This window comes from Methylibium sp. (assembly GCF_965279545.1).
Lineage (GTDB): Bacteria > Pseudomonadota > Gammaproteobacteria > Burkholderiales > Burkholderiaceae_C > Methylibium.
Window position 1 is genome coordinate 2,305,799 of record NZ_OZ257250.1, and the last position, 12,512, is coordinate 2,318,310.

A 12,512-nucleotide genomic window follows, 5' to 3' on the forward strand; every position below is an offset into this window, starting at 1 on the left:
CGATGACCCGACGCATCAGCCTCACGCAATACCTGGTGGAGGAGCAGCGCGAACGCGGCCGCATCCCGGCGCAGTTGCGCCTGCTGATCGAAGTGGTGGCCCGCGCCTGCAAGGGCATCGCCATCAGCGTGAACAAAGGGGCCCTCGGCGGCGTGCTCGGCAGCGCCGGCAGCGAGAACGTGCAGGGCGAGGTGCAGAAGAAGCTCGACATCATCGCCAACGAGGTGCTGATCGAGGCCAACGAATGGGGCGGCGCGCTCGCGGCCATGGCCAGCGAGGAGATGGACAGCATCTACGTCGTGCCCAACCGCTACCCCCAGGGCGAGTACCTGCTGCTGTTCGACCCGCTCGACGGCTCGAGCAACATCGACGTCAACGTCAGCATCGGCACCATCTTCTCGGTGCTGAAGAAGGCGAGCGACACCCCCGGCGTCAGCACCCAGGACTTCCTGCAGCCCGGCAGCGCCCAGGTGGCCGCCGGCTACTGTGTCTACGGCCCGCAGACCACGCTGGTGCTGACCGTCGGCGACGGCGTCGCGATGTTCACGCTCGACCGCGAGCAGGGCTCGTGGGTGCTCACCGCCGACGAGGTGCGCATCCCCGAGGACACGCGGGAGTTCGCGGTCAACATGAGCAACCAGCGCCACTGGGCACCACCGATGCAGCGCTACATCGACGAGTGCCTGCAGGGCAAGGACGGCCCGCGCGGCAAGGACTTCAACATGCGCTGGGTCGCCAGCATGGTGGCCGACGTGCACCGCATCCTGTGCCGCGGCGGCGTCTTCATCTACCCCTGGGACAAGCGCGAGCCGTCCAAGCCCGGTAAGCTGCGGCTGATGTACGAGGCCAACCCGATGGGCTTCATCGTCGAGCAGGCCGGCGGCGCGGCCACCAACGGCAAGCTGCGCATCCTCGACCTGCAGCCCGGCCAGCTGCACGAGCGCGCGAGCGTGATCCTGGGCTCGAAGAACGAGGTCGAGCGCGCGACCGCCTACCATCTGGAAGCGGGCTGACGGCGAGACGAATCTGCCGGTCCGGTCCGAACGGCCGCCCGAGCTCACGGAGGATCCATCCATGGCCACGAAGGCAAATGCGTTCTACGCCCAGTCGGGTGGCGTGACGGCCGTCATCAACGCCTCCGCGTGCGGCGTGATCGAAACGGCGCGCCGCCACAAGGACCGCATCGGCAAGGTCTATGCCGGCCGCGACGGCATCATCGGCGCGCTGACCGAAGACCTGATCGACACCGGCAAGGAGTCGGCCACGGCGATCGCGGCGCTGCGCTCGACGCCGTCGGGCGCGTTCGGCTCCTGCCGCTACAAGCTCAAGTCGCTCGAGGCGAACCGGCGCGAGTACGAGCGCCTGATCGAGGTCTTCAAGGCCCACGGCATCGGCTACTTCTTCTACAACGGCGGCGGCGATTCGGCCGACACCTGCTTCAAGGTCAGCCAGCTGTCGGAGGCGATGGGCTACCCGCTGCAGGCGATCCATGTGCCCAAAACGATCGACAACGACCTGGCAGCCACCGACTGCTGCCCCGGCTTCGGCTCGGTGGCCAAGTACGTGGCGGTGTCGACGCTCGAAGCCTCGTTCGACGTGCGCTCGATGGCCAAGACCTCGACCAAGGTGTTCGTCGTCGAGGTCATGGGCCGCCATGCCGGCTGGATCGCCGCGGCCGGTGGCCTGGTCGAGGACCAGGGCATCCCGGTGGTGATCCTGTTCCCCGAGATCGTGTTCGACGAGAAGAAGTTTCTCGCGCGCGTCGACCGGCTGGTCAAGGAGCACGGCTACTGCACCGTGGTCGTGTCCGAGGGTTGCCACCACGCGGACGGCAGCTTCCTCGCCGAGCAGGGCGCGCGCGACGCGTTCGGGCATGCGCAACTCGGCGGCGCGGCACCGGTCGTTGCGAACCTGGTCAAGCAGGCGCTGGGCCACAAGTTCCATTGGGCGGTGGCCGACTACCTGCAGCGCTCGGCGCGCCACATCGCCTCGGCCGCCGACGTGAAGCAGGCTTACGAGCTGGGGTGCAAGGCGGTCGAGTTCGCGCTGAAGGGCCACAACGCGGTGATGCCGACGATCGAGCGCCTCGCCGACGCGCCATACAAGTACCGGATCGGCATGGCACCGCTGGCCCAGGTCGCCAACGTGGAGAAGTTCATGCCGCGCGACTTCATCACGAAGGACGGCTTCGGCATCACCGAGAAATGCCGGCGCTACCTCGCGCCGCTGATCCGGGGCGAGGACCACCCGAAATACAAGAATGGACTGCCGCTGTACGTGACGCTGAAGAACCTGGCGGTGGCGAAGAAGCTGCCGGCCTTCGAGCTCAAGTAGGCTGCCGCCATCGGATAGAATTTCCGTTTTGTCGGAGTGGCGAGCCCACTTCGACGGTCTGAAAAGACCACGCCGGTGTAGCTCAGTTGGTAGAGCAGCGCATTCGTAATGCGAAGGTCGGGAGTTCGACTCTTCTCACCGGCACCAGATCTGCGGCGTTCGATGCCGCGCCACAAGGGGTCATGTGCGCGAGCGCTGACCCCTTTCGCTTGCAACCGGCCCACCAATGTCGCGAGGCCGGATGGGAGGGCCTGGCCAAGTCGCGCAGCGAAACCTGGCCCGGAACTCAGTGCATGTCGCAACATTGCACCACCGGCGTCGACAGTTCGCGTCCGATCAGCGCTCGCGCGTAAAGGTAGCTGCTGCGCGCACGGTCACTGAGGGCGTCCATGTTCACCCGGCCGGACGCGTCGCATGGGAAGCTGAATCCACGCCCCTCGTCGAAGAGAGAGCGAAAGCGCAACTCGAAGCCGTTGAGTGCCGTGAGAGGCAGTGGGTAAGCGCACATGGTGAACTCCGTCGCAGGGGGTGGTCAACTCGATCAGGCGGCGAAACGCATCGCCCTGAAGACAAGGTAGGCGAGCCGATCAAACGCCGCGCCAACGACGGGAAACGCCGTGCAACAGTGCGTGAACGCCCGATGTCCACCTGTATCGAGCCGCAAGCACCCGGCGGCGCGCGGCGGGGTGGCGTCCGCGCCCCGGGGCTCACCCGCATGCGCAGGCGGTGCACGCAAAACTGCTACGCTTGAGCAGCCCGAATTCAAGATGCTCGCACCGTGTCCAGCCTCCCGCCTCGTGTGAATTCCGCGCCGCACCTCGCCATCCTCGACGACGAAGTCGACATCACGCAGCTGCTGGCCGGCTACCTGCACGGTCACGGCTTTCGGATCACCCAGGTGCACAGCGGCAGTGCGTTGATGGCGCTGATGTCCAGCGACGCGCCGGCGCTCGTGCTGCTGGATCTGGGCTTGCCCGGAGAAGACGGCTTCTCGATCGCGCGGCAGCTGCGCGAACACTGGCACTGCGGCCTGGTCATCGTGACGGGCCGCGGCGATGCGGTGGACAAGGTGGTGGGTCTGGAGATCGGTGCCGACGACTACGTGACCAAGCCCTTCGACCTGCGTGAGCTGCTGGCGCGCATCAAGGCCGTGCTGCGGCGTCTGGTGCCTGGCGAAGCGCCCGCCGGCCCCGCGCCGCCGGGCAGGCTTCGGTTCGCGGACTGGGTGCTGGACACCGCCGCGCGTCGCCTCACCAGCCCCCAGGGGCAGGACGTGGCACTGACCGCCGGCGAGTTCGACCTCTTGTGCACCTTCGCCCAGCACGCGGGCCGTGTGCTGTCACGCGATTTCCTGCTCGAGCACACGCGCGGCCGCGAAGCCGGCCCTTTTGACCGCACGATCGACGTGCAGGTCGGGCGCCTGCGCAAGAAGCTGGAGGCCGATGCCGAGGACCCGCAGATCATCAAGTCGGTGCGCGGGGCCGGCTACATCCTGGTGGCGCCGGTCACGGCCGGCTGAGCATGGGCGTGCCGGTGTCCAGCGCGATCGCAGGCCCGACGCGGATTGCGGCACCGATGCCGCGACGGCCGCGGTCGACCGAGAACGAGGCGGCCGCATGACCCCGGCGCCGTTGCTGCGACTTCCCGCCGTGCTTCCCGCGGGCATCGACGAGCGCAGCGTGTTTCGTTCGCTGTTCGTCGCCTACCCCGATTCGCTGCTGCTGGTCGATCAGAGCGGCGCCATCGTGCTCGCGAACCCGATAGCGGCCGAGCTGCTGGGCTACACCCTGGACGAACTCACGGGGATGAACGTCGACGCGCTGGTGCCCGACAGCATCCGGCCGCGCCACGCCTCCTACCGCGCCGCCTATGCCCATGCGCCGCGCTCCCGACCCATGGGCACCCAGATGGAGCTGGTGGCCAAGCGCAAGGACGGCAGCGAGGTGATGGTCGAGATCGCACTCAGCCCGCTGCAGGAGCACGGCCTGCCCTTCGTCGTGGCGGCCATCCGCGACATCGGCGCCTACCCCCGCGTGAAACAGGCGCTGCAGCGCGCGCGCTACAGCGAGCATCTCGCGCAGCTGGGTCGCCTGGCGGTCGACACGCGCGACCCGCAGGTGCTGCTGGAGCACGTGCCGGCGATCGCTGCCGAGGCCCTGCATGTCGAGGTGGCGATGGTGTTCCTGCTCGAAAGCGACCGCCTGCATTTCCGCATCGCCGGCGCCGCGGGCACGGTGCCGGGTGAAGCCGTCGGTGAGCTGGTGCCCAACCGGCCCGACACCTCGCCCGGCTTCGTGCTCCTGGAAGGCCGGCCGGTCGTTGTCGCGGACTACCGCAGCGAGCAGCGCTTCGTCGTGCCGCCGGCCTACCTCGATGCCGGTCTCACGAGCGCGCTGGCGGTACCGCTGTCCGACCGCGGCCGTGCGATCGGTGCGCTCACCGTGCGCTCGTCCAGCGCCCAGCGCTTCGGCGACGACGAGGCGCGCTTCCTCGAAGCGCTCGCCAGCCTGCTGGCCACCAGCCTGCAGCGCGCCCAGAGCGAAGAGGCGCTCAATCATGCACAGCGCCTGGAGAGCGTGGGCCAGCTGACCGGCGGCATCGCCCACGACTTCAACAACCTGCTCACCGTCATCCAGGGCAATCTGCAGGTGCTGGAGGAACTGCCGGTGCTGGCGGGCGAGGCTTACGGTCAGCAGCTGGTCGGCGCCGCGGCGCGGGCCACGCGGCGCGGCGCCGAGCTCACCGGCAAGCTGCTCGCCTTCGCGCGCCGGCAGGTGCTGCAGCCCAGCCCGCTGGACGTCGGTGCGATGCTGCATTCGCTGTCCGACATGCTGCGCCGAACACTGGACCAGCGTATCCGCATCGAGGTCAGCGCACCTGCCGCGTGCCTGCTGGTGCTCGCCGACCCGGGCCAGCTCGAATCGGCCTTGCTCAACATCGCCATCAACGCCCGTGACGCGATGCGCGAAGGCGGCTCCCTGGGTTTTCGCGCCGCAGCCTGCAGCAGCCTGCCGGCCGAGGTGCGCCGCGAGCTGGACGATCCGAGCGCCGCTGTCGATCGCTTCGTCGCGATCGCGATCTCCGACACCGGCACCGGCATGCCCGACGAGGTCAGGGAGCGCGCCTTCGAACCCTTCTTCACGACGAAGGAAGCGGGCCGCGGCACCGGCCTGGGCTTGAGCACGGTGTACGGCTTCGTCAAGCAGACCCGGGGGGCCATCGCGATCGACAGCGCGCCCGGCGAAGGCACCACGGTCACGCTGTACCTCCCGCGCCCCTGGCATGCCGATGCGCCGGCCGAGGACCCGGCCGCCACCGGCGAGGCCGTTCCCGCGGACCTGCGGGTGCTGCTGGTGGAAGATGACGCCGAGGTGCGCAGCGTCGTGCACACCTTCCTCGTCACGCTGGGTTGCGAAGTCAGCAGCGCCGTCAGCGGCGAGCAAGCGCTGCTGGCGCTGGGGCCGGATGCGCATTTCGATCTGCTGCTCACCGACATTGCACTGGGCCCCGGGATGCGCGGCACGCAGCTTGCGGCCGAAGCCCAGCGGCGCCATCCGGGGCTGGCGATCCTGCTGATGTCGGGTTTCTCGGTCGAACTGCTGGACGCCGACCGCGACGCACCGCCCACCTGGGAGCTGCTGCGCAAGCCTTTTGGCCGCCCGGAGCTGGCCCGGGCGATCACCAGACTGGCCGCGGGTCACGGTACCGGCGCCGCGTAGCGCACCGCTACGTCGGCGCGCGGCCAGGTTCGCCCCGGGTCACTGGAGCACCGCAGACGCCGCCGGGGTGAGACAGCCCTGCACGAAGTCGGCGAGCGCTTCAACGCGGGGGATGAGGATGTCGCGGCGCCCCTTCTCGGTGAAGTGGATCAGCTCGCAGCGCGCCAGGCGCGACAGGGCACGGCTCACGGTTTCCAGCGACATGCCCAGGTAGTTGCCGATCTCGGCGCGCGTCATGCGCAAGGTGATCTGGTCGGTGCGCAGGCCTCGCATGGCCAGCGACTCGGCCCAGTGGTGCAGGAAGTCCGCCACCCGCGCATCGGCGGGCAGCGTGCAGACCGACATCAGCGAATCGCGATCGCCGGCGATTTCGCGACTCATCGCCTCGTGCAGGGCCGTCAGCAGCGCCGGATGGTCTGCGCAGGCAGCGCGTACCGCGTCGTAACGCACCGCCCAGACTTCGCCGGTGTCCATTGCGACCGCACCGCTCGCATAGCGGCCGCGCGCAATGCCGTCGAAGCCCAGCCAGTCGCCGCGGAACCTGAGCCCGACCACCTGCTCACGCCCGTCGGGCGACAGGTTGACGATCTTGAAGCAGCCGGCGTTCAGGATGTAGAGGTGCTCGAAGCGGTCGCCCGCCCGGTAGACCGGCTCGTTGGCACGGACCAGACGCCGTTGAGGCGAGAGCGTGTCACACAGCAGCCCGAGCGTCTCGCCGATGCGCTGACCGGTGCGCTGGTCGACGTTGTCGAACTTGGTGGGTGGCGCGAAGACGGTCGGCATCGTCCGAGCGGGGTGCAAAGCGGCGACGGGAGCGGTACTGAGCATCATGGACTCCTGGCTGACGAGCATTCGATGCTGTGGATGCTAGGAATCACCCGGCAATTCAGTGACAACGCCGTGCATCGCTCGGTAACGCTGCGTGACCGGTTTGTGTCCGCTGCGTATCTGCACGGGGCGTCGCGGTCCGTATTGACCGGCATCAAGGCCCATTCAGGGCGGGTCGCTAGGCTGCCGCCATCGGGCGACATCCTTCGTTGCCGGACCCAACCGCGCCCCCCATGTTCTCCACCGTCGATCACCGCAGCCTGCTGGCCTCCGAGAACATGTCGCCGCGCGACGCCAGTTGCCTGCTGGACAACGCCCGCAAACTGCAGCAGGCCGCCCGAGCAGGCACGCCGCAGGCGCTGCTGCGGGGCAAGAACCTCGGATTGCTGTGCGCGGCGGACGACGACATGGACGCGGTCTACTTCCGCCGTGCCGCCGAGGCGCTGGGCGCGCACGTGGCGCACATTGCGCCGAGCCTGTCGGCGCTGAGCCCGCCCCAGGAGGTGGAGCACACCGCACGCCTGCTCGGCCGGCTGTACGACGGCGTGGAATGTCAGGGCGTCGCGCCCGAACTCGTACAGCGGATCAGCCAGGAGGCCGGGATACCTGTCTACGATGGCGTCGCGCGGCCGTCGCACTTCACCGCCAGGCTCGCCGACCTGCTGGGCGGCGGTGCATCGCCGGACGAAAACCGGCGCTTCGTGCTGCAGGCCGTGTTGCTCAGCACGATGGCCTGACCGGGGCGGCAGGGTGCGCCCCCCTACTCGAGGCTCCAGACCCCCAGTGCCGCCTGAAGTCGGCGCGCCTCGCGAATCGCGTCCGAGCTGGACGAGGCGCTCTCGCGCGCCAGTTCGGCGTTCTGGCGGGTCGCCGCGTCGAGCGTCTGCAGTCTGACGTTGATGTGTTCGACGCCGGCGCACTGCTCCTGAGCGGCCAGGCTGATCTGGGAAATCATCGCGCTGACCTCCTTCACCTGCTGCGCCACGCCATTGATGCGAGCCCCCACCTGGGAGGCCAGTTTCTCGCCGGCACTGGTCTGTTGCTGGGATTCGCCGACCAGTAGCTTGATCTCCTTCGCCGCCGCGCCGCTGCGCTGCGCCAGGGTGCGCACCTCGCCGGCGATGATGTTGAAGGTGCGGCCCTGCTCGCCGGCTCGGCTGGCGGCAGCGGCTGCATTGAGTGCCAGGATGCCAGTCTGCAGCGAAATCTCGTCGATGACGTGGCTGATCTCGCCGATACGCCGGCTGCACACCGCGATGTCGTGCATCGCGGTGTGCATGGCGCCGGCGGCGGTGCAGGCCGCGTCGGCCTCCTCGGAGGCCTGGTGGGCCGACCGGCTGGCCTGGCCGGCGGCGTCGGTGTTGCGCTGGCTCAGAACGTCGATGTCCGCGGTGCTGCGGGTCACGGCCTGCACGTCGCCGGCCTGGCCCGCGGAGCGCTCGGCCAGACGGCGCGCGCCTTCGGCCAGGCCGTCCACCACCGACGCGACCTCCGCGGCGTGGTCGCGCGAATCACCGAGGACCGCAGCCATCTTGGCCACCATCTGCCCCAGTGCCAGATTCAGGTCGAGCAGTTCCCCGGCGGTGCGCGTGTCGTCGAACTGCCGCGTGATCTCGCCCCCCGCAATGGCCATCGCGGTTTCCAGCGACCTCTTCAAGGGTGCGACGACGCGGCTCAGGAAGTACAGCGCGACCGCGGTCGACGCCGCCAGCCCGACCGAGCCGCCGACCAGCGCCCAGACACGCCAGCCGCCGGCGGCGTTCATCAGTCCTGCCGCCGCAGCGGGCGCCAACGCGCACGCGAGCACTGCGCAGAACAGTGCGCCCAGGATCGCGGCCGTGCCCTGCATGCGCCACTGCACCGGCAGGTCGAGGGGGTTCTTCACGGCCTTGATCAGTGCGCGCCAGCCGGTCTCGACGATGCGCCCCGAGCGCAGCACGTACTGCGCGCCATCGCCGGCCTGCCAGAGGCGGTACACCTGCTCGGCGCGGCGCGCCTCGGATTCGTCGGCCCGGCTCTGCACCGAGGTGAAGCCGACCGTCCGGTGGTCCTTGAACATCGGAATGATGTTGGCCTTGACCCAGTAGGCCGCGCCGCTGCTGCTGCGGTTCTTGACGAGCCCGGTCCATGGCCGACCAGCATTCAATGCCGCCCACATGTCCGCGAACACCTTCGGCGGCATGTCGGGGTGCCGCACGATGTTGTGCGAGGCGCCGAGGACCTGCTCCATCGCGAACCCGCAGGTGCGCACGAAGGCGGTGTTCGCGAAGCTGATCGTGCCTTGCAGGTCGGTGGTCGTGATCAGCGGCGTTCGATCCGCCAGTTCCACGCTTGCAGCCTCGCCGCCGTGTTGGCTGTGGGTGTGATTCAAGGTGTCTCCCGGTCCGCGCGCTTGACGCTGTTGTCGTTTGCCGCCACCGCGCAGACCGGCCGCAAGGGGGTCGCCGCACGGCAGGGTTGCCGCGGCATGGCACGCAAGCTTCGAACCCGGCAACGTCACGGGGTCGGGCGGCGCCCAGGCGGAAAGCCGCCTTTCAACCCATCACGTCAAGCGGACGATTCGATGTCACCGCGCTCAGCGCTTGCGGGGCTTGCGGGCGCGTCCCTGCGGCACCACCGCCACGGGCTGCGGCAACTGGCCGCGGATGAGACTCTGGCCCTGCGTCACCAGAAACTTCTCGAACGCCACCGCGACCTGCGGCAATTGCCGCGAGGCCAGGTGCATCACGAACCATTCGCGCTCCACCGGGTTGCTGGCGAGCGGCAGCAACTGCAGCAGGCCGGCATCGAGTTCGAGCCGGCAGGTGTGCAGCGACAGGAAGGCCACGCCGAAGCCGGCCACGCACATCTGCTTGATCGCCTCGTTGCTCGACAGCTCCGAGCCGATGCGCAGCGAAATGCCTTCGTCCTTGAACAGCCGCTCCAGCGTCGTGCGGGTGCCGGAGCCGCGCTCACGCACCAGCAGGTTCGCGCCCGAGAGATCGGCCAGCACGAGCCTGCTCTGCCCCATCAGCGCATGCCGCGGTGACGCGATGAAGGCCATCGGGTGCTTGGCGAAGGCGGTCGCCACCGTCTTCAGCTCGCTCGGCGGGCGGCCCATGACCACCAGGTCGACCTCCTGGCTGGCGAGCATGCGGGCGATCTCGTCGCGGTTGCCCACGCGCAGCTTCACCTTCACGTTCGGCAGCTCGTTGGCGAACGTGACCAGCAGCGGCGGCAGCAGGTACTCGGCGGTGGTCACGGCACCGACCCGCAGGGTGCCGGAGAACACGCCGCGCAGCGTCGCCATCTCGTCGCCCACGTCGCGCCACAGGTCGAGGATGCGACCCGCGTACGAGGCCATCAGGTCGCCTGCCGCGGTCAACCTCACGCCGCGGCCCTCGCGCTCGAGCAGCGGCGTGCCGGCCGATTCCTCCAGCAGCTTCAGCTGGATCGAGACCGCCGGTTGCGTGAGGTAGAGCTCGCTGGCGGCGCGCGACACGCTGCCCAGCCGGGCAACGGTGTGAAAGGCCGCCAGCTGGCGAAGGGTAGCGTTCCTAAGCATTAGTAAATGCAAATGTATCACTGAACATAATTAATTTTTCTATGTTTGTTCCAGTTCGTATATTTCGATGCATCAACGGGTCTGGCAGGTCTTCGCAACGTCTTCTTCGCCAAGCCCTTGCATCCAGATCAGCCAACCAAACCAGCAGTCGAGCAAGGAGAGTGCCGTGGGCCAGATGAACGAACCAACGCAGATCACCGACGCCAAGAAGCGTTATTCCGCCGGCGTCCTGAAGTACGCCCAGATGGGCTACTGGGACAGCGACTACGTGCCGAAGGACACCGACGTCCTGGCGATCTTCCGCATCACGCCGCAAGACGGAGTCGACCCGATCGAGGCCGCCGCCGCGGTGGCCGGCGAGTCGAGCACCGCGACCTGGACCGTGGTGTGGACCGACCGGCTCACCGCCTGCGACATGTACCGCGCCAAGGCCTACAAGGTCGACCCGGTGCCCAACAACCCGGGCCAGTACTTCTGCCACGTCGCCTACGACCTGAGCCTGTTCGAGGAAGGCTCGATCGCCAACGTCACCGCATCGATCATCGGCAACGTCTTCAGCTTCAAGCCACTGAAGGCCGCCCGCCTGGAGGACATGCGCTTCCCGGTCGCCTACGTCAAGACCTTCCCCGGCCCGCCGACCGGCATCGTCGTCGAGCGCGAACGGCTCGACAAGTTCGGCCGGCCGCTGCTGGGCGCGACCACCAAGCCCAAGCTGGGTCTGTCCGGCCGCAACTACGGCCGCGTGGTGTACGAAGGCCTCAAGGGCGGCCTCGACTTCATGAAGGACGACGAGAACATCAACTCGCAGCCCTTCATGCACTGGCGCGACCGCTTCCTGTTCGTGATGGATGCCGTGAACAAGGCGTCCGCCGCGACCGGTGAAGTGAAGGGCAGCTACCTGAACGTGACCGCCGGCACGATGGAGGAGATGTACCGTCGCGCCGCCTTCGCCAAGGAACTGGGCTCGGTCGTGATCATGGTCGACCTGGTGATCGGCTGGACGGCCATCCAGTCGATGTCGAACTGGTGCCGCCAGAACGACATGCTGCTGCACATGCACCGTGCCGGCCACGGCACCTACACGCGCCAGAAGAACCACGGCGTGAGCTTCCGCGTCATCGCCAAGTGGCTGCGCCTGGCCGGTTGCGACCACCTGCACACCGGCACCGCGGTCGGCAAGCTCGAAGGCGACCCGATGACGGTACAGGGCTACTACAACGTCTGCCGCGACACGCACACCAAGGTCGACCTGCCGCGCGGCATCTTCTTCGACCAGGACTGGGGCGCGCTGCGCAAGGTCATGCCGGTCGCTTCGGGCGGCATCCATGCCGGCCAGATGCACCAGCTGCTCGACCTGTTCGGCGACGACGTGGTCCTGCAGTTCGGCGGCGGCACCATCGGCCACCCGCAGGGCATCCAGGCCGGCGCCACCGCCAACCGCGTTGCGCTCGAATCCATGGTGCTGGCCCGCAACGAAGGCCGCGACATCAAGAACGAAGGCCCGCAGATCCTGCGCGACGCCGCCAAGAGCTGCAGTCCGCTGGCCGCCGCGCTCGACACCTGGGGCGAGATCACCTTCAACTACACCTCCACCGACACGTCGGACTTCGTGCCCACGCCGTCGGTTGCCTGAGCACGCCATCCAAGGAGCTACGACATGCGCATCACACAAGGCACCTTCTCGTTCCTGCCCGACCTCACCGACGAGCAGATCACCCGCCAGGTGAACTACTGCCTCGACAAGGGCTGGGCCATCGGCCTCGAGTACACCGACGACCCGCATCCCCGCAACACCTACTGGGAGATGTTCGGCAACCCGATGTTCGACGTGAAAGACGCCGCCGGCGTCATGCTCGAAGTCACCAGCTGCCGCAAGACCTTCCCCAACCACTACATCCGCCTGACCGCCTTCGACTCGTCGCACGGCACCGAGTCGGTGGTGCTGTCCTTCATCGTCAACCGTCCGAGCGAAGAGCCCGGCTTCCGCCTGATCCGCACCGAAGAACCGGGGCGCACGCTGCGCTACAGCATCGAAAGCTACGCCGTGCAGGCCAAGCCGGAAGGCGCGCGCTACTGATCGTCCGGGC

General features: G+C 68.2%; 11 protein-coding genes and 1 tRNA gene. 8 read left to right on the top strand and 4 right to left on the bottom strand.

The genetic code is table 11. The annotated features are described in order from the left end of the window. Positions 1 to 2: 2 nt before the first annotated feature. From ACQY9S_RS10720 to ACQY9S_RS10730, 3 genes are all read left to right on the top strand, one after another. Positions 3 to 1,013, top strand: coding sequence for a class 1 fructose-bisphosphatase (locus tag ACQY9S_RS10720; RefSeq protein ID WP_428419695.1), 1,011 nt, complete (start codon positions 3 to 5; stop codon positions 1,011 to 1,013). Positions 1,014 to 1,074: 61 nt separating this feature from the next. Beyond that, the gene (locus tag ACQY9S_RS10725) at positions 1,075 to 2,334 is read left to right on the top strand and encodes a 6-phosphofructokinase (protein WP_428419696.1); all 1,260 of its coding nucleotides are present in this window, start codon (positions 1,075 to 1,077) and stop codon (positions 2,332 to 2,334) included. Between the two features lie 71 nt (positions 2,335 to 2,405). Beyond that, positions 2,406 to 2,481: transfer RNA gene (locus tag ACQY9S_RS10730), tRNA-Thr, on the top strand. A 139-nt stretch (positions 2,482 to 2,620) separates the two neighbouring features. On the opposite strand, the gene ACQY9S_RS10735 is transcribed toward ACQY9S_RS10730, so the two are convergent. Then, positions 2,621 to 2,842, bottom strand: a complete 222-nt coding sequence (locus tag ACQY9S_RS10735; protein WP_428419697.1) for a hypothetical protein — start codon at positions 2,840 to 2,842, stop codon at positions 2,621 to 2,623. Between the two features lie 270 nt (positions 2,843 to 3,112). On the opposite strand from ACQY9S_RS10735, the gene ACQY9S_RS10740 reads away from it, so the two are divergent. Beyond that, positions 3,113 to 3,853, top strand: a complete 741-nt coding sequence (locus ACQY9S_RS10740) for a winged helix-turn-helix domain-containing protein (RefSeq protein ID WP_428419698.1) — start codon at positions 3,113 to 3,115, stop codon at positions 3,851 to 3,853. 97 nt (positions 3,854 to 3,950) lie between these two features. Next, positions 3,951 to 6,053 carry a PAS domain S-box protein gene (locus tag ACQY9S_RS10745; RefSeq protein ID WP_428419699.1) on the top strand — a complete coding sequence of 701 codons (2,103 nt, stop codon included), beginning with the start codon at positions 3,951 to 3,953 and terminating at the stop codon, positions 6,051 to 6,053. Between the two features lie 39 nt (positions 6,054 to 6,092). Here the strand turns inward: ACQY9S_RS10745 and ACQY9S_RS10750 are convergent, their stop codons facing one another. Further along, entirely contained in the window at positions 6,093 to 6,836 is a 744-nt protein-coding gene (locus ACQY9S_RS10750; RefSeq protein ID WP_428419700.1) for a Crp/Fnr family transcriptional regulator, read from the bottom strand. A 278-nt stretch (positions 6,837 to 7,114) separates the two neighbouring features. On the opposite strand from ACQY9S_RS10750, the gene ACQY9S_RS10755 reads away from it, so the two are divergent. After that, on the top strand, positions 7,115 to 7,618 hold the full coding sequence (locus ACQY9S_RS10755) for an ornithine carbamoyltransferase (RefSeq protein WP_428419701.1): 504 nt from the start codon (positions 7,115 to 7,117) through the stop codon (positions 7,616 to 7,618). Positions 7,619 to 7,641: 23 nt separating this feature from the next. On the opposite strand, the gene ACQY9S_RS10760 is transcribed toward ACQY9S_RS10755, so the two are convergent. Further along, positions 7,642 to 9,252: a methyl-accepting chemotaxis protein gene (locus tag ACQY9S_RS10760; RefSeq protein WP_428419702.1), complete on the bottom strand. Its 1,611-nt coding sequence runs from the start codon at positions 9,250 to 9,252 to the stop codon at positions 7,642 to 7,644. A 204-nt stretch (positions 9,253 to 9,456) separates the two neighbouring features. Then, positions 9,457 to 10,425 (bottom strand): LysR family transcriptional regulator, encoded by a 969-nt coding sequence (locus ACQY9S_RS10765; RefSeq protein ID WP_428419703.1) that lies wholly within the window; start codon positions 10,423 to 10,425, stop codon positions 9,457 to 9,459. A 175-nt stretch (positions 10,426 to 10,600) separates the two neighbouring features. Here ACQY9S_RS10765 and ACQY9S_RS10770 point away from each other — a divergent pair, with 175 nt between their 5' ends. Beyond that, complete coding sequence (locus ACQY9S_RS10770; RefSeq protein ID WP_428425688.1) at positions 10,601 to 12,058, top strand: form I ribulose bisphosphate carboxylase large subunit; 1,458 nt, start codon at positions 10,601 to 10,603, stop codon at positions 12,056 to 12,058. Positions 12,059 to 12,082: 24 nt separating this feature from the next. After that, positions 12,083 to 12,502, top strand: coding sequence for a ribulose bisphosphate carboxylase small subunit (locus ACQY9S_RS10775; protein ID WP_428419704.1), 420 nt, complete (start codon positions 12,083 to 12,085; stop codon positions 12,500 to 12,502). The last annotated feature ends 10 nt before the right edge of the window (positions 12,503 to 12,512 follow it).